Source organism: Streptomyces sp. NPDC002730, from assembly GCF_042888805.1.
GTDB lineage: Bacteria > Actinomycetota > Actinomycetes > Streptomycetales > Streptomycetaceae > Streptomyces.
Genome location: NZ_JBIAQG010000016.1, coordinates 100,595 through 122,851, shown reverse-complemented (window position 1 = coordinate 122,851; position 22,257 = coordinate 100,595). Strand labels below are relative to the sequence as shown.

The window sequence follows — 22,257 nt, the reverse complement described above, 5'->3', positions numbered from 1 at the left end:
TTAGCTGTTCACCCGGCCGAGGTACTCACCGGAGCGGGTGTCGACCTTGATCTTCTCACCGGTGGTGATGAAGAGCGGGACGCCGATCTCGAAACCGGTCTCCAGCGTGGCCGGCTTGGAGCCGCCGGTGGAGCGGTCGCCCTGGACGCCCGGCTCGGTGTGCTGGATGACCAGCTCGACGGCGGCCGGCAGCTCGACGTAGAGCACCTCGCCCTCGTGCGTGGCGACGCTGGCCGTGAAGCCCTCGATCAGGTAGTTGGCGGCGTCGCCGACGGACTTGCGGTCGACCATCAGCTGGTCGTACGTCTGCATGTCCATGAAGACGAAGTACTCGCCGTCCATGTACGAGAACTGCATGTCGCGGCGGTCGACGGTGGCCGTCTCGACCTTCACGCCGGCGTTGAACGTCTTGTCGACGACCTTGCCGGAGAGCACGTTCTTGAGCTTGGTGCGCACGAAAGCAGGGCCCTTGCCGGGCTTGACGTGCTGGAACTCGACGACGGACCAGAGCTGGCCTCCGTCGAGCTTGAGCACCATGCCGTTCTTGAGGTCGTTCGTGGAAGCCACGGTTGCGGAATCTCCTGGACTGACGCTGGTGGACGACCGAGGAAGCGCGCTGCAGCAAAGCTAGAGCGCGAGCAGCTCCTTGGTCGTGATGGTGAGTAGCTCGGGTCCGCCGTCCGCCTCCTGGCGTACGACGAGCGTGTCATCGATCCGGACACCGCCCCGGCCCGGGAGGTGGACCCCCGGTTCGACGGTGACCGGCACACAAGCGTCCAGTTTACCCATGGCCGCAGGTGCCAGCTGCGGGTCCTCGTCGATTTCGAGCCCGACACCGTGCCCGGTGAGCGGCGCGAGGCCCTCTCCGTGGCCCGCGGCGTCCAGGATCTGCCGGGTCGCATGGTCCACGTCGCGGTAGGCGGCGCCCGGTACGAGAGACTCCCGGCCGGCCCGCTGAGCGGCGAAGACAAGGTCGTACAGCTCGATCTGCCAGTCCGCCGGGGTCGTCCCGATCACAAACGTACGGCCGATCTCGCACCGGTAGCCGCGGTAATTGGCGCCGACGCAGACGGAGAGGAAATCGCCCTCCTCGACCCGGCGGTCGGAGGGCCGGTGGCCGCCTTGCCCGGAGTTGGGTCCGGTGGCGACCGAGGTCGCGAAGGCGGGGCCGTCGGCGCCGTGGTCGACGAGTCGGCGCTCCAGCTCCAGCGCGAGATGCCGCTCGGTGCGGCCCACCAGGATCGACTCCAGCAGCTCGCCGAGGGCCTGGTCGGTGATCTCCGCCGCGATCCGCAGGCAGGCGATCTCCTCCTCGTCCTTGACGAGGCGCTGCTGCTCGACGGCGAGACCGAGGTCGGTGAGGCGCAGCCGGGGTGCCACCGAGCCCACCGCCCGGTGCCTGGCGACGGTCAGATGGTGTTCCTCGACGGCGAGCGACTCCACCCCCACCGTCCTCGCCAGCTCTGCGGCCGCGACCGCCGGGTCGCCGGCCGAGGTCGGCAGGACGGTCAGCCGCAGTTGTTCGTCGGGACGGCCGTCGGCGGGATCGCCGGTGGGCGTACGGGGGCAGAGCAGGACGTCTTCGCCCGGGCCGACCAGCAGTACGGCGCCGGGTGGCGCTCCGCCCGCGAGATAGCGGACGTTGGCGGGGCGGGAGACCAGGGCCCCTGCGCTGCCGGTCGCCGCGCACCGGTCGCGCAGCCTGCCGCGGCGGATCCCATAGACCTCTGACATGTCACGAGCCTACGAGCGTGGGCCCGGCCCGGCCTGGTCAGCGCGTCCGACCGGGGGTGGGCACGCGAGTGCGCGGCCTACCAGTTCGGCGGGCTGGCGATGGAACGGGCGAGTACGTCGTCGAGGACCCGTGCCGTGGTCTCCACGTCGTACTTGGAGTTGTCGATGATCGGCAGCCCCGATCCGTACCAGCCGGCCATCCGGCCGTGGATGCTCGCGACTTCCTCGTCCGAGAGGCGGCGGTTTCCGCTGCGCTCGGCGTTGCGCTCCAGGACGATCTCGAGGCCCGGCAGGAGGACCACGGGCAGCAGACCGGGGCCGACGTGGCGCTTCCAGCCGCCGAGGCCGACGACGGGCCGGTCGGGGAAGACCGCGTCGTCGAGGATGCAGGAGATCCCGTTGGCCAGGAAGTTGCGGGCGGCGAAGCCGCAGGTGCGGCGGGCGAGGCGGTACTGGGCCTCGGAGTGGTCGTTCCAGCCTGACTGCGGGTCCGCGAAGCCGGAGCAGACCCATTCGCGTACGTCGTCGAGGCTGATGTGCGCGGTGGGGACGCGGCGCCCGGCGGCCCAGTGGCGCGCCACGGTCGTCTTCCCGGCGCCGGCCGGGCCGATCAGCAGGACGGCGAGGGTGGTCGCGCCGGTGCCGATCTCGGCGGGTGGCGGGGCGGGTATGGGAACCGGCCCGCCCGGCGGCAGCTGGATGTGCCCCGTCGTGTCGCGGGACGGCGGCGCGGAGTCATGCTGAGGGGCCTGACTCGTCCAGCCGGGGGCGGGATGGCCGCCTTGCGGCTGCGGAGGTCCGACGGGAGCCGCGGGATGCCCGCCGTGCGGCCGTCCCTGTGGCGGCGGAGGCCCGGCAGGGGCCGCGGGCGGAGGTCCGGCAGGGGCCGCGGGCGGAGGTCCGGCAGGGGCCGCGGGCGGAGGTCCGGCGGGAGCCGTGGGATGGCCGCCCTGCGGCGGTGGAGGGCCGACGGGCGGCGGCGGTCCGGCGGGAGCCCCCTGCACAGGCCCCGGGTGCTGGGCGCTGTGTATCCATCCGGCCGGTCCGTGCCCCGGTCCGTGGGGCGGCGGCAGCGGAGCCCCCACTGCTTGCTGCATCCGGTGCCACTCCGTCTCGTACGACTGTCGCTGGTCAGGCGGCAGCTGGGCCGCCTTGCTACCGAACGGTACCTCCCCCGGCCGCCACAGTGGGAACGGCCGGGGCAGGCCCAAAGTGCCCTGTCAGCCGGTCAATTCTTCGGCCAGCGCGCGCAGGGCGAGGCGGTACGAGCCGACGCCGAATCCGGCGATCGTGCCGCTGGCCACGGCCGCGACCACCGAGGTGTGCCGAAATGCCTCGCGCGTATACGGGTTGGAGATGTGCACCTCGACGAGCGGGGCGGTCCGCTGAGCGGCCGCGTCGCGCATCCCGTACGAATAGTGCGTGAAGGCACCGGGGTTGAGAACGACCGGAATTGAGCCGTCCGCGGCCTCGTGCAGCCAGCGGATCATCTCGCCCTCGTCGTTCGTCTCGCGTACGTCGACATCGAAGCCGAGCTCCTTGCCGAGCGCCTGGCAGGTCTCCACCAGCCCGGCGTAGGAGGTCGCGCCGTAGACGTCGGGCTCGCGGGAGCCGAGCCGCCCGAGGTTGGGGCCGTTGAGGACCAGCACCCGACGGGTCATGCGGACACCTCTCCGTAGGCTGCGAGCAGTACCGCCGGGTCCGGGCCTTCCAGCACGGTCGGCTTGGCGAGACCGTCGAGGACGATGAAGCGCAGCAGATTGCCGCGGGACTTCTTGTCGACCTTCATGGTCTCCAGGAGCTTGGGCCACTGGTCGCCGCGGTAGGTCAGCGGCAGTCCGACGGACTCCAGGACGGAGCGGTGCCGGTCGGCGGTCGCGTCGTCAAGACGCCCTGCCAGCCGGCCCAGTTCGGCGGCGAAGACCATACCGACCGACACGGCCGCGCCGTGCCGCCACTTGTAGCGCTCGTTCTTCTCGATCGCGTGCGCGAGGGTGTGGCCGTAGTTGAGGATCTCGCGCAGTCCGGATTCCTTGAGGTCGTTGGAGACGACCTCGGCCTTGACCCGGATGGAGCGCTCGATCAGCTCGGCGGTGTACGGCCCCGCCGGCGTACGCGCACCCTGCGGATCGGCTTCGACCAGGTCGAGGATGGCGGGGTCGGCGATGAAGCCGGCCTTGATGATCTCAGCCATGCCGCTGACGTAGTCGTTGACCGGCAGCGAGTCCAGGGCGGCCAGATCGCACAGCACTCCGGCCGGCGGATGGAAGGCCCCGACGAGATTCTTGCCCTCGGCGGTATTGATGCCGGTCTTCCCGCCGACCGCCGCGTCGACCATGCCGAGCACGGTCGTCGGGACGGCGATCCAGCGCACCCCGCGCAGCCAGGTCGCCGCGACAAAGCCTGCGACGTCGGTGGTGGATCCGCCGCCGACGCCGATGATGACGTCGCTGCGGGTGAATCCGGTCTGGCCGAGCGCCTTCCAGCAGTACGCCGCGACCTCGACGGTCTTGGCCTCCTCGGCGTTCGGCAGCTGGATGGCGATGGCTTCGTAGCCCTGGGAGGCCAGATCCTCGCGGATCGCGTCTCCGGTGCCGGCGAGCGCCTCGGGGTGCAGCACCGCCACCCGCTGGGCGCGCGGGCCGATCAGCCCGGGCAGCTCGCCCAGCAGTTGCCGGCCGACGAGCACTTCGTACGGATCGGAGCCTTCCGTACCGCCGACCTGGATACGGGTCACTGCCTGATCGGTCATACGTCCTTCAGCTCCAGTGCGTCGAGGACCGCCTGGGCGACCTCTTCGGGGGTGCGGTCGTCGGTGGCCACGACGACGCGTGCCACTTCGGTGTAGAGATGGCGGCGGGCGTCCATCAGCTCCCGCCACTGCCGGCGCGGATTGACCGCGAGCAGCGGGCGCGCCTGGTTGAGGCCGACCCGCCGGACCGCCTCCTCCACTTCCATCGAGAGATAGGCGACGGGCAGGCCCGCCAGCAGTTCACGGGTCGAGTCGTCGAGGATCGCGCCGCCGCCGAGTGCGAGCACTCCGGGGTGCTCGGTCACGGCGGCCCGTACGGCCTTGCGCTCGAGGTCACGGAAGTACGGTTCGCCCTCGTCGACGAAGATGTCCGAGATCTCGCGGCCCTGCGCCGCGACGATATCGGCGTCGGTGTCGCGGTAGGCCACGCCGAGCCGCTCGGCGAGCAGTTCACCCACGGTGGACTTTCCCGAGCCCATGGGCCCGACCAGGACGATCAGCGGGGCGTTCACCGGATGTGCAGATTGTCGAGGTAGGACTGCACGTTGCGGCGGGTCTCGGAGACGCTGTCTCCGCCGAACTTCTCCGCGACGGCGTCCGCGAGGACGAGCGCCACCATCGCCTCGGCCACGATCCCGGCGGCCGGTACTGCACAGACGTCGGAACGCTGGTGGTGGGCGGCCGCGACCTCGCCGGTGGCGACGTCGACCGTGGCCAGCGCACGCGGCACGGTCGCGATCGGCTTCATCGCGGCCCGTACGCGCAGCAGTTCACCGGTGGACATGCCGCCCTCCGTACCGCCGGAGTGGCCGGATGTGCGGCGGATGCCGTCCTCGGTCGGCACGATCTCGTCGTGCGCCTTCGACCCGGGGACCCGCGCCAGCTCGAAGCCGTCTCCGACCTCGACACCCTTGATGGCCTGGATGCCCATCAGCGCGGCCGCGAGACGGGCGTCGAGGCGCCGGTCCCAGTGCACATGCGAGCCGAGACCGACCGGCACGCCGTAGGCCAGTACCTCGACAACGCCGCCGAGGGTGTCACCGTCCTTGTGGGCCTGGTCGATCTCCGCGACCATCGCCTTCGACGCGTCCGCGTCCAGGCAGCGAACCGGGTCCGCGTCGAGCTTCTCCTCGTCGGCGGGGACGGGAACCACGCCGTACGGAGCCTTGGCGGCGGCCAGCTCGACGACGTGGGAGACGATCTCGATGCCCGTCGTCTCCTTGAGGTACGAGCGGGCGACCGCGCCCAGCGCGACACGCGCCGCGGTCTCGCGGGCGCTGGCCCGCTCCAGGATCGGCCGGGCCTCTTCGAGCGCGTACTTCTGCATACCGGCCAGGTCGGCGTGGCCGGGACGCGGCCGGGTCAGCGGCGCGTTGCGGGCCAGCTTCGCGAGCTCATCGGGGTCGACCGGGTCGGCCGACATGACCTGCTCCCACTTCGGCCACTCGGTGTTGCCCACCATGACCGCCACCGGCGAGCCCATGGTCAGTCCGTGCCGTACGCCACCGAGGAAGGTGACCTCGTCACGCTCGAACTTCATCCGCGCACCGCGTCCATAGCCGAGGCGCCGCCGGGCAAGGTGGTCCGCCACCATCTCCGTGGTGATGGGCACACCGGCGGGAAGACCCTCCAGCGTCGCCACCAGTGCGGGTCCGTGCGACTCCCCCGCCGTCAGCCAACGCAACCTGCTCAACGGTGCTCCTCCTGCTCGCGCCTGGAACTGCGACGGCGCGACCGGGTGCGCGGCCCTGGCCCGCCTCCTCCGATCCTCCCACGTCCGGCATCGTGACCTGGTCTCCGGTCCATCAAGCGGACGCCCGAGCCCGCCTCAGCCTCACCAGCAGCACGATCACGGCGATACCGACGGCCAGTCCGGCGTACACCTGGAGAGGCACCATGTGCAGAAGGAACCTGACGGTGATCTCCGGGACGCGCCCTGCGAGATTCACGCGGTTCCGCCGCTGGTCAGCGCCTTCTCCCCGGCGGCCCGCATGGCCGCAAGCGGCGCGGGGGTCCGCCCAGTCATCTGCTCGACCTGGAGCACCGCCTGGTGGACCAGGAGGTCGAGGCCGCCGACGACGTCTCCGTCGTGCCGCGACCAGGCGGCGGCGAGTGCGGTCGGCCAGGGGTCGTACAGCACGTCGAAGAGCGTCCCGGGGCGGGCCGGTACGGCGTGCGCCAGCTCGTCGGTGGCACCGGCCGGCGTAGTGGCGATGACCAGCGGCGCACGCAGCGCCGCGGCGGCCTCGGCCCAGTCGGCGATACGCACCTCGACACCGAGCCGCTCGCCCCAGCCGCGCATCTCGTCCGCCCGGGCGGCACTGCGTACATAGGCGGTGACCGGTCCTGTACAGACCCGCGAGAGCGCGGCGAGAGCGGACGACGCGGTCGCGCCCGCGCCCAGCACCGCGGCCGATTCGACCTTGTCGAGGCCCCGCTCGCGCAGTGCGGCGATCATGCCGGGGATATCGGTGTTGTCGCCGAGACGGCGGCCGTTCTCGGTGAAGACCACCGTGTTGACGGCTTCCACCGAAGCCGCGGTGTCACTGATGCCGTGGAGCAGCGGAATGATCGCGCGCTTGAGCGGCATGGTCAGCGACAGCCCGGCCCAGGAGTCGTCGAGCCTCTCCACGAACTCCGGCAGCCCCGCCTCGTCCACCTCGAAACGGTCGTACGACCAGTGGGCGAGGCCGAGTTCCGCGTAGGCCGCCCGGTGCAGCACCGGAGAGAGGGAGTGGGCGATCGGCGATCCGAGGACCGCCGCCCGCTTCGGAGTGCTCACTGCCTGTTCTTCTCCTGCTGCTCTTCGTACTTCTTACGGTTCCGCTCGTGCTCCGCGTTGGTGACCGCGAAGAGCGTCTCGTCCTCGGTGATCGACACGAAGTAGTACCAGGGGCCGGGCGTCGGGTTGAGCGCCGAGCCGAAGGCGTCCAGGCCCGGGTTGCTGATCGGGCCCGGCGGCAGACCCTTGATGTCGTACGTGTTGTACGGATCTTTTATCTTCCGCAGGTTGTCCACGGAACCGACGTCGAGAGTGCTCTCGCTCTTGATGAAGTTGATCGTCGAGTCGAACTCGAGGCGCCCGACCGTCTCGGCGTTGTTCGGCTTGAGGCGGTTGTAGACGACTCGCGAGACCTTGTCGAAGTCCTGCTTGTACTTGCCTTCGGCCTGGACGAGGCTCGCGACAGTGAGCACCTCGAGCGGCGACTTCAGGCCCAGCCTCGCGGCCTCGGCCTTGAGGTCCTTCTTGCCGAATGCCTCGTTCGCCTGGGCGACCATCTTCTGAAGGACAGCTTCCGGCTTCATGCCCTTGGCGACCGGATACGTATCGGGGTAGAGGAAGCCCTCCAGCGGGTCCTTGATGTCCCGGTTGTCATCGGCCCAGTCGGGCAGGCCCAGGGTCTTCACCTTGGCCGTCGCGACGGCCTTGGTGGTTCCTGCCTTGACTCCGAGGCGCTTGTCGATCTGCTCGTAGACCCAGGAATTGCGCTTGCCCGGGGGGACGATCAGGTTGTTGCGGCTGGCCGGGTTGAGCATGGCGGCCACCGCGTTCTTACCGGACATGCCCTTGGCGAGCGTGTAGACGCCGGCTTCGATGCTCTTTCCGTCGGCGGCGGAGACGAAGGCGCCCGAGCTCTTGACGACACCGGCCTCCCTGAGGATGGCGCCGATCTCTCCGAGGCCCGCCCCCTTGGGGATGTCGACCTGGGCCGAGCCGCTTCCGGCGCCGGTGTAGTCCTCGGGCGCGCCGAACTGGCCCTGCCAGAACTGGTAACCGAAGTAGCCGACACCGCCGAGGCCGCCGACGAGGATCAGCGAGACAACCAGACAGGCGACGCCGTTGCGGCTCTTCTTCTTGGTCTTGCCGCGGCCCTCACGGCCGCCGCCCCGGCGCGGCTCGCGCGGGTCGTCGTCGTACTCACCGTCGTCGTCCCGGCCGTCGTCGCCGGTGAAGAAGGGGTGGGTCTCCTCCTGCGGCGCCTCGGCATCCCAGTCGGACGTGGGCGGCTCCGGCTCGGCCTGGCGTCGGCCGGGGGGCTGCGGCGGCGGGTACGCCTCAGGAGTGGCGTAGTAGTCGGCCTCCTGCTGGCTGCCGTAGCCGGGCTGCTGGCCGCCGTAGGTGTCGGCGGGGTCCGCTCCGTACGGCATGGCGGGGTGCTGGCCGGTGTCCCAGGCACCGTTGTACTGCTGCTGGTCGTTGTACTGCTGCTGCTGTTGCTGGCCGTACTGCTGCTGTTGCTGGCCGTACTGCTGCTGGTACGGGTCCTGCTGGTACGGGTCCTGCTGGTACGGGTCCTGCTGGTTGCCGTACTGCTGCGGCTGCTGCGGGTACTGCTGCTGCGGCTGGCCGCCGTACGGAGGCTGGCCGGCTGCAGCCTGCTGTCCTCCCCATCCCTGGTCCCCGTACAAGGGGTCCTCGGGATGCCACGGTTCGGAGCCGGAGCTCCGGCCATACTCAGTCATCGATCCCCTAGGGCCGCGAGTCGGGCGTTGGGCCGTCCCGCCTCTTTGCTGTGCGGCAGCTGTTCGAACACCGCCGCATCGCGCGGAACGTTACCGTATCGCGATCAGACAACCACTTCGACGCCCTCGCCGGGTGCCTCACCGGACGCCCGTTCGGACTCCAGAGCGTTCTGAAGGATCACCACAGCGGCAGCCTGGTCGATGACGGACCGGCCTTTTCTGGACTTCACGCCCGAAGCGCGCAGCCCCTGACTGGCCGTCACTGTGGTCATCCTCTCGTCGACCAGTCGGACCGGAATGGGAGCGATGCCGCGTGCGAGCTCCTGCGCGAAGCCGCGGACCTTGACCGCGGCCGGGCCCTCACCGCCGCTGAGCGAGCGGGGCAGGCCCACGACGACCTCGATCGGTTCGTACTCCTCGACGAGCTGCCGCAGCCGCCGGTGGGCGGCCGGGACATCGCGTCCCGGCACGGTCTCCACCGGCGTGGCCAGGACCCCGTCGGGGTCGCACGAGGCGACCCCGATCCGGGCGTCTCCGACGTCGATCGCGAGACGGCGTCCTCTGCGCATCAGCGTCAGGCCGTCTCGGCGACGAGGCGCTCGACGGCGGCCACGGCGTCGCCGATGGCGTCCGGGTTCTGGCCGCCGCCCTGGGCGACGTCCGGCTTGCCGCCACCGCCGCCGCCGAGGGTCTTGGCGGCGGTACGGACCAGGTCACCGGCCTTGAGACCGCGCTCGCGGGCGGCCTCGTTGGTGGCGATGACCGTGAGCGGGCGGCCGTTGGCCGTGGTGAACAGGGCGACCACAGCCGGGCGGTCGCCGGCCCCCGACGATTGATTCAGCCGGCCGCGGACGTCGAGGACCAGCTTGCGCAGATCGTCGGAGCCGGTGCCGTCCGGCACCTGGCCGGTGACGACAGCCACGCCACGTACGTCCTTGGCACCCGAGGCGAGACCGGCGGCGGCCTGCAGAACCTTCTCCGCGCGGAACTTCTCGATCTCCTTCTCGGCGTCCTTCAGCTTGCCGAGCATGGCGGAGATCTTCTCGGGGAGCTCCTCGGAACGGCCCTTGACCAGCTCCTGGAGCTGGGCGACGACCGTGTGCTCCTTGGCGAGGAAGTTGTAGGCGTCGACGCCGACGAGAGCCTCGATACGGCGCACCCCGGAGCCGATCGACGACTCGCCGAGCAGCTTCACCAGGCCCAGCTGGGCGGTGTTGTGCACGTGCGTACCGCCGCAGAGCTCCTTGGAGAAGTCGCCGATGGTGACGACACGCACGCGCTCGCCGTACTTCTCGCCGAACTCGGCGATGGCGCCCTGCTTCTTGGCCTCGTCGATACTCATGACCTCGGCCTGGACGTCGAGTTCACGGGCGAGGACTTCGTTGATCTTCTGCTCGACGTCGGTGAGGACCGTGCCGGGTACGGCAGCGGGCGACCCGAAGTCGAAGCGGAAGCGGCCCGGCGAGTTCTCCGAACCGGCCTGGGCGGCCGTCGGGCCGAGGGCGTCGCGCAGCGCCTGGTGCGTGAGGTGCGTGGCACTGTGGGCGCGGGCGATGGCACGGCGGCGCTTGATGTCGATGGCGGCGTAGGCGGAGGCGCCGACCGTCACCTCGCCGACCTGCACCGAACCCTTGTGCACGCTGACACCCGGGACCGGCTGCTGCACATCGCGGATCTCGATGACGGCGCCGGTGTCGAGCTTGATCCGGCCCTGGTCGGCCAGCTGGCCGCCGCCCTCGGCGTAGAAGGGCGTGCGGTCGAGCACGACCTCGACCTCGTCGCCCTCGGTGGCGGCGGGCGACGGAACACCGTCGACCAGCAGGCCGACGATCGTCGACTCGCCCTCGGTGGCGGAGTAGCCGGTGAACTCGGTGGAGCCGGAGTTGTCGGCGACCGCGCGGTAGGCGGACAGATCGGCGTGACCGGTCTTCTTGGCCTTGGCGTCGGCCTTGGCGCGCTCCCGCTGCTCCTTCATCAGACGGCGGAAGCCGTCCTCGTCCACGGAGAGCCCCTGTTCGGCAGCCATTTCCAGGGTGAGGTCGATCGGGAAGCCCCAGGTGTCGTGGAGCAGGAACGCCTTGTCGCCGGAGAGGACCTTGCCGCCCGAAGCCTTGGTCTCGGTGACGGCGGTGTCGAGGATGTTGGTGCCGCCCTTGAGGGCCTTGAGGAACGCGGCCTCCTCGGCGAGGGCCACGGCCTCGACGCGCTTGCGGTCGGTGATCAGCTCCGGGTACTGCTCGCCCATGGTCTTGATGACCGTGTCGGCGAGTTCGGCGACGACCGGTCCGGTGGCGCCCATCAGCCGCATATTGCGGATGGCGCGGCGCATGATGCGGCGCAGCACATAGCCGCGACCCTCGTTGCCGGGGGTGACGCCGTCGCCGATGAGCATCACGGACGTACGGATGTGGTCGGCGACCACGCGCAGCGAGACGTCCGAGCCGTGGTCGGCGCCGTAGCGCACGCCGGTGAGCTCGGTGGCCTTGTCCATGACGACGCGCAGGGTGTCGGTCTCGTACATGTTCTGTACGCCCTGCAGGATCATGGCGAGACGCTCGAGGCCGAGGCCGGTGTCGATGTTCTTCGACGGCAGGTCGCCGAGGATCGGGAAGTCCTCCTTGCCGTCACCGGCGCCGCGCTCGTACTGCATGAAGACCAGGTTCCAGATCTCCACATAGCGCTCGTCGTTGACGGCCGGGCCGCCCTCTTCGCCGAACTCCGGGCCACGGTCGTAGTTGATCTCGGAGCAGGGGCCACAGGGTCCGGGGACACCCATGGACCAGAAGTTGTCCTTCTTGCCCAGGCGCTGGATGCGCTCGGCCGGTACGCCGATCTTGTCGCGCCAGATCTGCTCGGCCTCGTCGTCGTCGAGGTAGACCGTGATCCAGAGCCGCTCGGGGTCCAGTCCGTAGCCACCGTCGGCCACAGAGCTGGTCAGCAGCTCCCAGGCGTAGGTGATGGCGCCTTCCTTGAAGTAGTCGCCGAAGGAGAAGTTGCCGCACATCTGGAAGAACGTGCCGTGGCGGGTGGTCTTGCCGACCTCTTCGATGTCCGGCGTACGGACGCACTTCTGCACGCTGGTGGCGCGCGGGGCGGGCGGCTTGGCCTCACCGAGGAAGTACGGCTTGAACGGCACCATGCCCGCGGGGACCAGCAGCAGAGTCGGGTCGTCCGCGATGAGCGACGCCGAAGGCACGACGGTGTGCCCGCGCTCCTCGAAGAAGCTCAGCCAGCGGCGGCGGATTTCAGCCGACTCCATCAGTGGTCCTCATTCCGGTTGTGCGAGGGGTACGAGTTGTACGTGTGCTTCGGTCGGTCGATGGCAGCGAAGCGTCGCTGCGCGGGGAGTTCGGGCTCGGCGGGTGCCTCCAGGCCCAGCGCCTCGCCCAGTTCGGCCTCGCGCTGGACCATGCCGGCCCTGACGTCGAGTGCGAAGTCCTTGAGCTTGTGGCCCGCGTCGATCGCCTTGTTCGCGGCCTGCGCGGCGAGGCTCTCGGGGGTCAGCTGCTTGAGCTTGCGGTTGACCTTGGTGGTGGCCCAGACGCCGGCTGCGGCGCCCGCGGTGAACCAGAAAGTACGGCGGAACATCGAGCGTCAGCCTTTCCGCTTCTTGCGCCGGGCGGCCGGCACGCTGCGGCCGACGATCACCGTAGGACGGGACGGCGAGGCGGCCGGCATGTCGTCGCTCCTGCGGCTCATGGCCCGGCGTACGCCATAGCCGAAGGCGGCGACCTTGACCAGCGGGCCGCCGAAGGTCGAGGCGACCGTCGTCGAGAGCGCCGATGCGTTGGAGGTGACTTCCTGGACGTCCGTCGCGATGGCGTCGACCCGGTCGAGCTGGGTCTGCGCAGAGCGCACCGTCGCGGAGGCGTCGGCCAGCAGGGGCACCGCCTGCTCGGTCACTTCCGCCACGAGTTTGGTGGTCGCCCTGAGCGTCTGGGCCAGCCTCACCAGCACCACGGCGAGGAAGGAGACCAGGATCGCCCAGAAGACGGCCACCAGGATCCCGGCAACCTCTCCACCGGTCACTCTGCACCGCTCTCTGCTCGTCGATGGGTCCTCGAAAATCGTCCTCCGACCCTATCGCGCCCAGGGTCGCACCCCCTACCGCATTCCGGGCGGGGGAAGGGGGCTGCACAAGCCGATTGTACGGAGTGCATACATGTCGGTACGCTCCGTGTTCCATGCCACCCGACCATCGCTCCTGCCCCTCCACCGACAGTCGTCCTCCGGCCCAGGGCAATCTCCCCGCAGAGCCGAACCGGTTCGTCGGCCGGGCCGAAGAACTGGCCGAGCTCGGCCGCCTCCTCGACAACTCCCGGCTGGTCACGGTGGCCGGAACGGGCGGCGTCGGGAAGTCGCGGTTCGCCGTACAGGGCGCCGCAGCACTGCAGAATCGGTACGGCGACGGTGTCTGGCTCGCCGAACTCGCCACGCTCCGCGATCCCGACCTGATGGCACACACCCTGGTCGAAGCGCTCGCCATCACCGACCACACCAGGAAACCGCCGCGCGACGTCCTCGTCGGCCATCTCGCGGAGCGAGAACTCCTGCTCGTCCTGGACGGTTGCGAGCAGCTCGTCGACGACTGCGCCGAGCTCGTACGAGATCTGCTGCGCCGGGCGCCGGGCCTCCAGGTGCTCGCCGTGAGCCGCAGGACCCTGCGTCTGGACGGCGAGGTCGTCTACCCGCTGGCTCCGATGACGGAGGCGGACGCCGTACAACTCTTCGCCGACCGTGCCGCCTCCGCACTGCCGCACTTCCGGCTGACCGACGCCAACCTGGCCTCCGTGACCGAGCTCTGCCGCCGCCTCGACGGGATCCCGCTGGCGCTCGAACTGGCCGCCGGACGGCTGCCCGCGCTCTCCCTCGATCAGGTCCTGCACCGGCTCGACGACCGGTTCAAGCTGCTGACGCGCGGAAGCAGAGGTGCGCTGCCGCGCCACCAGACGCTCCGTACAGCAGTCGGCTGGAGCCATGAGCTGTGCACTGGGCAGGAGCGGCTGCTCTGGGCGCGGCTGTCGGTCTTCGCCGGCCAATTCGAACTGGAGGCGGTCGAGTACGTCTGCAGCGGCCCCGATCTGCCGGCCGACAGCGTGCTGGACGTGCTCGGTGAGCTTCTCGCCCAGTCCGTGATCTCCCGCGAGGAGACATCCCTGGGTGCGCGCTATCGCATGCTGGACACGGTCCGGACGTACGGCGCCGACTGGCTGGAGGCCCTCGGTGACACCGGGCGGATGCGCAGGCGGCACCGCGACTGGTACATGGGTCTGGCGACCTGGTGCGAGCTCGACTGGTTCAGCCCGCGCCAGGCGGACCTCGCGGCCTGCGCCGACGGCGCGCTGCCGAACCTGCGGGCTGCGCTGGAGTTATGTCTGGGGAACCCCGGCGACACGCATCTGGGCCAGTATCTGGCGGGCACGCTGTGGTTCTACTGGGTCGGGTGCGGCCGGCTCGCCGAGGGCAGGCACTGGCTGGACCGGTCGCTCGCGCTGGAGGGCGACCACGAGGAGTCGCGGCTCAAGGCGCTGTGGGTGCTCGGCTATGTGGCGATCCTGCAGGGGGACAGTGCGGCGGCCGCCGGCGCGCTGCACGAGTGCCGGGAGGGAGCCGCGCTTTCGGAGAATCCCGCGGCCGCCGCGTACGCCGCCCATCGCATGGGCTGTCTGGCGCTGCTCTCCGACGACATGCCGCGCGCCGAGGGGCTGCTGCGCTCGGCGCTCGCCTCGTACCAGGACATCGGCGAGCTCAACAGCAATGTGCTGATGGGCCAGGTCGAGCTCGCGATGGCGCTGGTCTTCCAGAACCGTCTGGACGCGGCGGTCGCGCTGTGCGAGGAGGTCCGGGAGATCTGCGAGGAGCGCGGTGAACTGTGGACCCGCGCCTATGCGCTCTATGTGCTGGCGTACGCGGCATGGACCGGCGGCGATCACCGCCTGGCGCGGGAGCTTCTCACGGAGTGCATCGCCATCGACCACAGGTTCCACGACCTCGTCGGTCTGGTGCTGGCGATCGAGCTGCTGGCGCTGGTGACGTCGAGCGAGGGCGACCCGGCGGAGGCCGCCGTGCTCCAGGGTGCCGCGGCTCCGGTGTGGGGCGCGGTCGGCCTGCCGCTCTTCGGCTCGGGCTACTTCAGTGCGCCGCGCGCCCTGTGCCAGCAGCAGGCGGGCGAGGTGCTGGGTCCTGAGCGCTATGAGGCCTGCGTACGGGAGGGGCGCGGACTGTCGCTGGACGCGGCGGTGAAGCGTGCGCTGGCGGCGCCGGAGCGGCCGCGCCCGCAGCTGGGCCGGCAGCCTGCGGTCCGTCCGGCGGCCCTGGGAACGCGAGAGCCCGCCGGCTCCCCCACCGGTAAGGGCGGGGAAGCGGCGGGCTGAAGCGCTGTGAGCTACGCCTTGATCAGCGGGCGTAGTACTCGACGACCAGCTGCTCGTCGCAGATGACCGGAACTTCCTTGCGCTGCGGGTCGCGGTCCAGGCGGAACGCCAGGGCCTTCAGGTTGACCTGCAGGTAGCGGGGGGTCTCGCCGTCGGCGGCGAAGCCACCCTCACGCGCGACCTGGAAGAGCGACTTCTCGCGGCTGCGCTCGCGGACCATCACGACGTCGTCGGGACGGACGCGGAACGACGGCTTGTCGACCTTGCCACCGTTGACCTCGATGTGGCCGTGGACGACCATCTGACGGGCCTGGTAGATGGTGCGGGCGATGCCCGAACGCAGGACCAGGGCGTCGAGGCGGCGCTCGAGCTCGATGACCAGCGCGTCGCCGGTCTTGCCCTCGGCCTTCTTGGCGCGGTCGTAGGCACGCGCCATCTGGCGCTCGCTGATGTCGTACTGGGCGCGCAGACGCTGCTTCTCGAGCAGACGCACCTTGTAGTCAGAGTTCTGCTTGCGGCCACGGCCGTGCTCGCCCGGCGGGTAGGGGCGGGCTTCGAAGTACTTGACAGCCTTCGGCGTCAGCGCGATACCGAGCGCGCGTGACTTCTTGACCTTGGGACGCGACTGGTTAGGCACGTTCTCCAGACCTCCGTTGTAGGTTAGGTTAGGCTCACCTTACTCAAGGAGATCGCATGTCTCGCCCTGGGAACACCAAGCGCATCACGGACAGCACAAAGAACGTCGACGCTTCACAGAGCATCGAGGCGACGGAGGTCCGATCAGCTCATGGTCAGCCGCGTCCCAGCGGGCTTGAAATCACTCGGATGCCGTCAGCAGCCGAGCGCACACGAACTCTCGTACAGAGTACATGCTCCGCGGTGGTGCTCATCCCGGGGCTGGACGGAGCACGTCCTGAGCAGCTGACACGTCCTGAGCAACTGACACCTCGAGCACGGGTCGTGGGGCAGGACGGCGAGGTGTTCCTGCTGTTTCCGGCCGACTCACCGGCCGTGCGGGCCGCCACGCACGCGCAGGACGACGAGCTGTCCGCTGTGCTGGAGATCACCGACGTCGCGCCGGTCTCCGTGCCCCATCGTATCCGCGGCCGTGCCTGGGTCTCCGGCTGGCTCACCTGCGTACCCGGCCTGGCCGAGCCCGGCTGCATGATGCTGCGGCTCGAGGTGGGTGAGGCATGCGTCGACGATCTGTGGGGCGCGGAGAGCGTGGAGCCGGAGGAGTTCGCGCAGGCGTCCGTCGATCCTCTCGTGACGCACGAGGCCGGCCTGCTGCAGCACCTGCACTCCGCGCACGGCGAGCAGGTACAGCAGCTGTGCGGGCTGCTCGGCGAGCGGACGGACGGGACGGGCGTGAACCGGCAGCGCGCGGTGCCACTGGCGCTGGACCGGTTCGGGCTGCGGGTGCGGTTCGTGGGCGAGCGGTGCTTCGACGCACGCTTCGACTTTCCCACGCCGGTACGCGATGTCACCGAGCTGCGCCGGGCGATGCACACGCTCTTCGAGGCCGCTTCGCACTGACCGGCGTGGGTCGGCGGCGTGGGTCCGCCGGACTCACCGCCCTTCGGCCTGGCCCTCCGCGCGCAGCCGCTCGCGCACCTTCTCGACCACATCGGCGTAGCGCGCCTCCGCGCCGTACCGCGTGGGCTCGTAGTAGCGCTTGCCGTGCACCGCGTCCGGGGCGTACTGCTGGGCCGCGATCGCGCCCGGCACATCGTGCGGATAGACATAGCCCTGGGCATGGCCGAGCTTGGCCGCGCCCTTGTAGTGGCCGTCGCGCAGATGCGGCGGGACCGCTCCGGCCAGTCCGTTCCGTACGTCCGCGAGCGCGGCGCCAATGGCGGTGGTGGCGGCGTTCGACTTGGGGGCCAGCGCCAGCGCGATGGTGGCGTGGCTGAGGGTGAGGGCCGCCTCGGGGAAGCCGATCATGGCCACGGCCTGGGCGGCGGCAACCGCGGTCGGCAGGGCCGTCGGGTCCGCGAGGCCGATGTCCTCGCTCGCCGAGATCATCAGCCGACGGGCGATGAACCGCGGGTCCTCCCCCGCCTCGATCATGCGCGCCAGGTAGTGCAGCGCCGCGTCCACATCGGAGCCGCGGATGGACTTGATGAGAGCGCTCGCCACGTCGTAGTGCTGATCGCCGTCGCGGTCGTACTTCACCGCAGCGCGGTCGACGGTCTCCTCCAGCGTCTGGAGGCTGATCGCCTTCTCGCTCTTGTCGATCGCCGCGCCCGCCGCGGCCTCGAGCGCGGTCAACGCCCGGCGGGCGTCGCCGCCCGCGATGCGCAGCAGATGCGCCTCGGAGTCCTCGGGGAGTGCGACCACGCCGCCCAGGCCGCGCTCCTCGGTGAGCGCCCGGTGCAGCAGTCCGCTCAGATCCTCGTCGGTGAGCGATTCCAGGGTGAGCAGCAGGGAGCGGGAGAGCAGCGGGGAGATGATCGAGAAGTACGGGTTCTCGGTGGTGGCGGCGATCAGCGTGACCCAGCGGTTCTCCACGGCGGGCAGCAGAGAGTCCTGCTGCGCCTTGGAGAAGCGGTGGATCTCGTCGAGGAAGAGGACGGTCTCCTTGCCGTAGCCGCCGGCGGCGCGGCGGGCTCCTTCGATGACCGCCCGGACCTCCTTGACGCCCGCGGTGATCGCGGAGAGCTCCACAAAGCGCTTGTTGGTGGCCTTGGAGACGACGTACGCGAGGGTCGTCTTGCCGATGCCGGGCGGGCCCCAGAGGATCACGGACGAGGGGCCGGCGGGGCCGCCGCCGCCTTCGCCGACGAGTCGGCGCAGCGGCGATCCCGGCTTCAACAGATGCTGCTGGCCGACGACTTCATCGAGGGTGCGCGGACGCATCCGAACGGCCAGGGGGCTGCTGGACGGATCCTTCTCCTGGCGTTCTTCGGCTGCGGCGGTAAAGAGGTCGGGCTCCACGCTGTGAAGCCTACTGGGGGGTCCGGGGGTGTCCCCCGGGAGGATGCCGTAGGCCACCGACAGCGCCGACCGGCCCACTGACTCCGCCGTACGGCCGGGTCAGCTGGTCCAGAAGTCCCACCAGCGGGTCAGGATCAGCATGCCGATGATCCCGACCCACAACACCGGCGGCATCCAGTGGAACTCCAGCAGTCCCTTCCGCAGCCCCTCCGGGACCTTGATGACGTAGTGCCTGATGTTGTGCAGAGTGACGTAGCAGAACATCACAATCGTGGCGACCCAGGCCAGCGAGCACCACAGGCACAGCGAGTTGATGTTGTACAGCGACTGGTACTGCAGCCAGGTGCAGAAACCGACGCCGAAGAGACAGCCGGCGTTGAGACCGAGCCAGTACCAGCGGCGGTAGCGCGCCCCGGCCAGCAGCGCGACCCCGATGGCGATCACCATCGAGTACGCCACCAGACCCATCATCGGATTCGGGAACCCGAACGCCGAGGCCTGGTCGCTCTTCATGATGTTGCCGCAGGAGACGACCGGGTTCAGACTGCAGCCCGGCGTGAACGACGGGTCCTCCGCCAGCTTGATCTTGTCGATCGTGATCACCCACGAGGCCAGCAGCCCCGCCGCACCCGTGATCACCAGCAGCCAGGCGAAGGCACGACTGCCACCGATCGTGCCCTTGGAGCCGTCGGCCTGCCGGCCGGAGGACACGTCGTCAACAGGTGCAGTCTTCATATCGCCGATCCATCGCTCAGTAGCCAGCTGGGGCAGGGTCATTCTGCCGCACTCGCCCCCGCGTCCACCGTCCGATGGACATAAGGATGTACGGACGGTCGTCCCGGACTGCTCACCTCCGGGAGCAAGCTCCCTGCCAGGCCCCCGTACGCCCTTCGGGCGTGTCCTCAAACACCGGACGGGCTTGATCTGCAGGCCCGTCGGCGTTTGAGGCACGTGGTCCGGGGCGGAGCCCCGCAACCGGCCCGGGTGTCAGGCCAGGCGTTCGCGGATCGTGTTCACCGCGTCCGCCAGCGGCACCGGCAACTGCTCGCCGGACTCCATGTCCTTCAACTGGACGACGCCCTCCGCGAGGTCGCGCTCACCGGCCACTACCGTGTACCGCGCGCCCGAGCGGTTGGCGCTCTTCATCGCGCCCTTCAGGCCCTTCGCTCCGTACGAGAAGTCGGCAGCCACTCCCGCCCGGCGCAGCTCGGTCACCAGACCGAAGAGGACGCGCCGCGCCTCGGCGCCGAGCGGGACCGCGAACACGCTGGTGGTGGAGGGGAGTTCGAGCTCGATGCCCTCCGCCTCCAGCGCCAGGATCGTACGGTCCACACCGAGTGCCCAGCCGACCGACGGGAGCGCCGGGCCGCCGATCATCTCGGAGAGGCCGTCGTAGCGGCCGCCGCCGCCCACCGCGGACTGCGAGCCGAGACCGTCGTGGACGAACTCGAACGTCGTGCGCGTGTAGTAGTCGAGGCCGCGCACCAGCTTCTCGTCGTCCTCGTACCCGACACCCGCCGCGGTCAGCAGCTCACGTACCTCCTCGTGGTACGCCTTGCACGCGTCGCACAGATAGTCGCGCAGCATCGGCGCGCCCACCAGCTGCTTCTGCACCTCGGCGCGCTTGTCGTCGAGGACCCGCAGGGGGTTGATCTCGATCCGGCGCCGGGTGTCCTCGTCCAGCTCGAGCGCGCGCAGGAAGCCCTGCAGCGCGTCCCGGTAGACGGGGCGGCACTCCTTGTCGCCCAGCGAGTTCAGCAGGATGCGGAAATCGCGCAGGCCGAGCGAGCGGTACGCCTGGTCGGCCAGGATGATCAGTTCGGCGTCGAGCGCCGGGTCCTCCGCGCCGATCGCCTCGGCGCCGACCTGCGAGAAGTGCCTGTAGCGGCCCTTCTGCGGGCGCTCGTAGCGGTAGTACGAGCCCGAGTACCAGAGCTTCACCGGCAGGTTGCCGGTCTTGTGGAGGTTGGCCTCCAGCGCCGCGCGCAGCACGGACGCGGTGCCTTCGGGACGCAGCGCCAGCTTGTCGCCGCCCTTGGTCTCGAAGGCGTACATCTCCTTGGAGACGATGTCGGTGGACTCGCCGACACCGCGCGAGAACAGCTCGACGTTCTCGAATCCGGGCGTCTCGATGTAGCCGTAGCCGGAGTTCTTCAGCGGCGCGGCGATCGCCTCACGCACCGCGAGGGTCACCGCGGACTTCGGCGGAATCAGGTCGTACGTGCCCTTGGGGGCCTGAAAGGTGCTCACGGGAAACTCTCGTCACATTCCTCGTCGGGGAGCTTCGGCGCTCCCGAGGCCGGCGGCCACATCCCGCAAGTACGGATTGGCGGCACGCTCGCGGCCGATGGTCGTCTGGGGGCCGTGGCCGGACAGCACCACGGTCGAGTCGTCGAGCGGCAGGCACACACGCGCCAGCGACTCGAGCATCTCGGCGTGGTCGCCGCCGGGCAGGTCCGTGCGTCCGATGGAGCCGGCGAAGAGCAGATCTCCCGAGAAGAAGACCGACGGGATGTCATCGGCCTCGGGCATCTGGAACGTCACCGACCCCTTGGTATGGCCGGGCGCATGCGCGACCGAGAAGTCGAGACCGGCGAGGCGCAGCTCGGCGCCGTCGGCCAGTTCCTTGACGTCGTCCGGCTCTCCCACGGTCAGCTCGCCCATCAGCGGCATCCCGATCGACCGGCCCAGCGCCTTCTCCGGGTCGCTCATCATGTACCGGTCCGCGGGGTGGATCCACGCCGGTACGTCATGGGCTCCGCACACCGGCACGACCGAGGCGACATGGTCGATGTGGCCATGAGTCAGCACGACGGCGACAGGCTTGAGCCGATGCTTCGCAAGCGCTTCTTCGACTCCCTGAGCGGCCTGGTGGCCGGGGTCGATGATCACGCACTCCTCGCCTGCGGCCGGGGCGACCAGGTAACAGTTGGTCCCCCAGGCCCCTGCGGGGAACCCGGCAATAAGCACGTTCGTCCTCGGTGTGGTCGTCGAGAGGGATAAAGCTGTATTGAATTGCAGCAGATCAGAGCCTACCGGCGCTGCTCGTCCCACAGCCAACCCGTATACGGTACGGGGCACACTCGGCCGGTCGGCATCACGCGACATACAAGGAGAAGACCCGGTGGTCAGCAGCGATCAGCGGCGGCGTCAGCTCGCCAGGGAGAAGTTCGAGCGCCAGCAGCAGCGTCGGCAGAAGTCCCGGAAGGCGAAGCAGCGGAATACGATCATCGCGGCTGCGGTCGTGTTGGTGCTCGCCGGTGGCGCCGCGTACGCCTCGGTCGGGCTCTCCGACGGGGACACCAAGGTCAAGGAGTCGGCGGACGACAGCCAGTCCCCCAGCGCCACCCCGTCCAAGAGCGAGAGCACCAGCCCCGAGCCCGCCATGGCGATCGACAAGGCGGCGAAGTACTCGATGTCGCTCAAGACGAACGAGGGCGACATCAAGATCGCGATGGACGCGGCGAAGACCCCGCACACGGCGAACTCCTTCAAGTCCCTCGCGGACAAGGGGTACTTCAACGGTACGAAGTGTCACCGGCTGACCACGCAGGGCATTTTCGTGCTGCAGTGCGGCGACCCGAAGGGCGACGGCACGGGCGGGCCCGGCTACACGATCCCCGACGAGAATCTGACCGCGCTGGGTAAGGCGACCGCCGACGGCACGGTGACGTATCCGGCCGGGACGGTGGCGATGGCCAATACCGGTCAGCCGCACTCCGGAGGCAGTCAGTTCTTCCTCGTCTACAAGGAGACAAAGCTGCCGCCCAGCTACACGCCGTTCGGAACGATGGACGAGGCGGGCCTGAAGGTCGTCCAGGACGTGGCGAAGGCCGGAGTCGCGGGCGGGGCCCAGGACGGCGGCCCGAAGAAGGCCGTCACCATCGAGAAGGCGGCTGTCACGAAGGTGTGAGCCGGGCAATTTCGGCCGCGCTGAGTGCGGACAGCCGGGCGGCCGGTCGCCTAGATTGGCGTTGTGCAGGGCGGGCGAGCAGC

At 69.8% G+C, this 22,257-nt stretch carries 22 protein-coding genes; 3 read left to right on the top strand and 19 right to left on the bottom strand.

Annotation, left to right across the window (positions count from 1 at the left end):
• The 14 genes from efp to ACFYXH_RS34805 form a co-directional block, all read right to left on the bottom strand.
• Window positions 1-567: an elongation factor P gene (gene efp / locus ACFYXH_RS34870; RefSeq protein ID WP_326648583.1), complete on the bottom strand. Its 567-nt coding sequence runs from the start codon at window positions 565-567 to the stop codon at window positions 1-3.
• Between the two features lie 60 nt (window positions 568-627).
• Complete coding sequence (locus ACFYXH_RS34865; RefSeq protein WP_389571747.1) at window positions 628-1,734, bottom strand: aminopeptidase P family protein; 1,107 nt, start codon at window positions 1,732-1,734, stop codon at window positions 628-630.
• A gap of 77 nt (window positions 1,735-1,811) precedes the next feature.
• Window positions 1,812-2,831, bottom strand: coding sequence for an AAA family ATPase (locus tag ACFYXH_RS34860; RefSeq protein ID WP_389571744.1), 1,020 nt, complete (start codon window positions 2,829-2,831; stop codon window positions 1,812-1,814).
• Window positions 2,832-2,954: 123 nt separating this feature from the next.
• Window positions 2,955-3,395 carry a type II 3-dehydroquinate dehydratase gene (gene aroQ / locus ACFYXH_RS34855; RefSeq protein ID WP_389571742.1) on the bottom strand — a complete coding sequence of 147 codons (441 nt, stop codon included), beginning with the start codon at window positions 3,393-3,395 and terminating at the stop codon, window positions 2,955-2,957.
• The gene (gene aroB / locus ACFYXH_RS34850; protein WP_389571739.1) at window positions 3,392-4,486 is read right to left on the bottom strand and encodes a 3-dehydroquinate synthase; all 1,095 of its coding nucleotides are present in this window, start codon (window positions 4,484-4,486) and stop codon (window positions 3,392-3,394) included. The genes aroQ and aroB overlap by 4 nt, the downstream gene beginning before the upstream one ends.
• On the bottom strand, window positions 4,483-4,965 hold the full coding sequence (locus ACFYXH_RS34845; RefSeq protein ID WP_389571964.1) for a shikimate kinase: 483 nt from the start codon (window positions 4,963-4,965) through the stop codon (window positions 4,483-4,485). The genes aroB and ACFYXH_RS34845 overlap by 4 nt, the downstream gene beginning before the upstream one ends.
• Window positions 4,966-4,994: 29 nt before the next feature.
• Window positions 4,995-6,179 (bottom strand): chorismate synthase, encoded by a 1,185-nt coding sequence (aroC, locus tag ACFYXH_RS34840; protein ID WP_389571736.1) that lies wholly within the window; start codon window positions 6,177-6,179, stop codon window positions 4,995-4,997.
• A 112-nt stretch (window positions 6,180-6,291) separates the two neighbouring features.
• A complete protein-coding gene (locus tag ACFYXH_RS34835; RefSeq protein ID WP_389571733.1) occupies window positions 6,292-6,435 on the bottom strand; it encodes a hypothetical protein in 144 nt (47 codons plus the stop codon).
• A complete protein-coding gene (locus ACFYXH_RS34830; RefSeq protein WP_389571730.1) occupies window positions 6,432-7,268 on the bottom strand; it encodes a shikimate dehydrogenase in 837 nt (278 codons plus the stop codon). The genes ACFYXH_RS34835 and ACFYXH_RS34830 overlap by 4 nt, the downstream gene beginning before the upstream one ends.
• Window positions 7,265-8,950, bottom strand: coding sequence for an endolytic transglycosylase MltG (mltG, locus tag ACFYXH_RS34825; RefSeq protein ID WP_389571727.1), 1,686 nt, complete (start codon window positions 8,948-8,950; stop codon window positions 7,265-7,267). The genes ACFYXH_RS34830 and mltG overlap by 4 nt, the downstream gene beginning before the upstream one ends.
• A gap of 104 nt (window positions 8,951-9,054) precedes the next feature.
• The gene (gene ruvX, locus ACFYXH_RS34820; RefSeq protein ID WP_389571724.1) at window positions 9,055-9,519 is read right to left on the bottom strand and encodes a Holliday junction resolvase RuvX; all 465 of its coding nucleotides are present in this window, start codon (window positions 9,517-9,519) and stop codon (window positions 9,055-9,057) included.
• A gap of 5 nt (window positions 9,520-9,524) precedes the next feature.
• On the bottom strand, window positions 9,525-12,209 hold the full coding sequence (gene alaS, locus ACFYXH_RS34815; protein ID WP_389571721.1) for an alanine--tRNA ligase: 2,685 nt from the start codon (window positions 12,207-12,209) through the stop codon (window positions 9,525-9,527).
• Window positions 12,209-12,538, bottom strand: coding sequence for a DUF6167 family protein (locus ACFYXH_RS34810; protein WP_327322297.1), 330 nt, complete (start codon window positions 12,536-12,538; stop codon window positions 12,209-12,211). Before ACFYXH_RS34810 ends, alaS begins: the two co-directional genes overlap by 1 nt.
• A 6-nt stretch (window positions 12,539-12,544) precedes the next feature.
• A complete protein-coding gene (locus tag ACFYXH_RS34805; RefSeq protein WP_389571718.1) occupies window positions 12,545-12,979 on the bottom strand; it encodes a DUF948 domain-containing protein in 435 nt (144 codons plus the stop codon).
• A gap of 155 nt (window positions 12,980-13,134) precedes the next feature.
• Here ACFYXH_RS34805 and ACFYXH_RS34800 point away from each other — a divergent pair, with 155 nt between their 5' ends.
• Window positions 13,135-15,324 (top strand): ATP-binding protein, encoded by a 2,190-nt coding sequence (locus ACFYXH_RS34800; RefSeq protein WP_389571715.1) that lies wholly within the window; start codon window positions 13,135-13,137, stop codon window positions 15,322-15,324.
• A gap of 22 nt (window positions 15,325-15,346) precedes the next feature.
• Here ACFYXH_RS34800 and rpsD read toward each other — a convergent pair whose 3' ends face one another.
• Entirely contained in the window at window positions 15,347-15,961 is a 615-nt protein-coding gene (gene rpsD, locus ACFYXH_RS34795; RefSeq protein WP_266542113.1) for a 30S ribosomal protein S4, read from the bottom strand.
• 188 nt (window positions 15,962-16,149) lie between these two features.
• Here rpsD and ACFYXH_RS34790 point away from each other — a divergent pair, with 188 nt between their 5' ends.
• Complete coding sequence (locus ACFYXH_RS34790; RefSeq protein ID WP_389571711.1) at window positions 16,150-16,860, top strand: DUF2470 domain-containing protein; 711 nt, start codon at window positions 16,150-16,152, stop codon at window positions 16,858-16,860.
• Between the two features lie 33 nt (window positions 16,861-16,893).
• Here the strand turns inward: ACFYXH_RS34790 and ACFYXH_RS34785 are convergent, their stop codons facing one another.
• From ACFYXH_RS34785 to ACFYXH_RS34770, 4 genes are all read right to left on the bottom strand, one after another.
• Window positions 16,894-18,261, bottom strand: coding sequence for a replication-associated recombination protein A (locus tag ACFYXH_RS34785; protein ID WP_389571709.1), 1,368 nt, complete (start codon window positions 18,259-18,261; stop codon window positions 16,894-16,896).
• A gap of 99 nt (window positions 18,262-18,360) precedes the next feature.
• A complete protein-coding gene (locus tag ACFYXH_RS34780) occupies window positions 18,361-18,996 on the bottom strand; it encodes a vitamin K epoxide reductase family protein (protein WP_389571706.1) in 636 nt (211 codons plus the stop codon).
• Between the two features lie 252 nt (window positions 18,997-19,248).
• Window positions 19,249-20,511 (bottom strand): histidine--tRNA ligase, encoded by a 1,263-nt coding sequence (gene hisS / locus ACFYXH_RS34775; protein ID WP_389571704.1) that lies wholly within the window; start codon window positions 20,509-20,511, stop codon window positions 19,249-19,251.
• Window positions 20,512-20,523: 12 nt separating this feature from the next.
• Complete coding sequence (locus ACFYXH_RS34770; RefSeq protein ID WP_389571703.1) at window positions 20,524-21,231, bottom strand: MBL fold metallo-hydrolase; 708 nt, start codon at window positions 21,229-21,231, stop codon at window positions 20,524-20,526.
• A 154-nt stretch (window positions 21,232-21,385) separates the two neighbouring features.
• Between ACFYXH_RS34770 and ACFYXH_RS34765 the strand changes: the two genes are divergently transcribed.
• Window positions 21,386-22,174: a peptidylprolyl isomerase gene (locus ACFYXH_RS34765; protein WP_389571700.1), complete on the top strand. Its 789-nt coding sequence runs from the start codon at window positions 21,386-21,388 to the stop codon at window positions 22,172-22,174.
• The last annotated feature ends 83 nt before the right edge of the window (window positions 22,175-22,257 follow it).

Excerpts from the sequence above, each read along its gene's own strand:
- ACFYXH_RS34865 (WP_389571747.1), bottom strand. The coding sequence starts at position 1,734 with ATGTCAGAGGTCTATGGGATCCGCCGCGGCAGGCTGCGCGACCGGTGC.
- ACFYXH_RS34860 (WP_389571744.1), bottom strand. The coding sequence starts at position 2,831 with ATGCAGCAAGCAGTGGGGGCTCCGCTGCCGCCGCCCCACGGACCGGGG.
- aroQ (WP_389571742.1), bottom strand. The coding sequence starts at position 3,395 with ATGACCCGTCGGGTGCTGGTCCTCAACGGCCCCAACCTCGGGCGGCTC.
- aroB (WP_389571739.1), bottom strand. The coding sequence starts at position 4,486 with ATGACCGATCAGGCAGTGACCCGTATCCAGGTCGGCGGTACGGAAGGC.
- ACFYXH_RS34845 (WP_389571964.1), bottom strand. The coding sequence starts at position 4,965 with ATGGGCTCGGGAAAGTCCACCGTGGGTGAACTGCTCGCCGAGCGGCTC.
- mltG (WP_389571727.1), bottom strand. The coding sequence starts at position 8,950 with ATGACTGAGTATGGCCGGAGCTCCGGCTCCGAACCGTGGCATCCCGAG.
- ruvX (WP_389571724.1), bottom strand. The coding sequence starts at position 9,519 with ATGCGCAGAGGACGCCGTCTCGCGATCGACGTCGGAGACGCCCGGATC.
- alaS (WP_389571721.1), bottom strand. The coding sequence starts at position 12,209 with ATGGAGTCGGCTGAAATCCGCCGCCGCTGGCTGAGCTTCTTCGAGGAG.
- ACFYXH_RS34810 (WP_327322297.1), bottom strand. The coding sequence starts at position 12,538 with ATGTTCCGCCGTACTTTCTGGTTCACCGCGGGCGCCGCAGCCGGCGTC.
- ACFYXH_RS34800 (WP_389571715.1), top strand. The coding sequence starts at position 13,135 with ATGCCACCCGACCATCGCTCCTGCCCCTCCACCGACAGTCGTCCTCCG.
- ACFYXH_RS34790 (WP_389571711.1), top strand. The coding sequence starts at position 16,150 with ATGCCGTCAGCAGCCGAGCGCACACGAACTCTCGTACAGAGTACATGC.
- ACFYXH_RS34780 (WP_389571706.1), bottom strand. The coding sequence starts at position 18,996 with ATGAAGACTGCACCTGTTGACGACGTGTCCTCCGGCCGGCAGGCCGAC.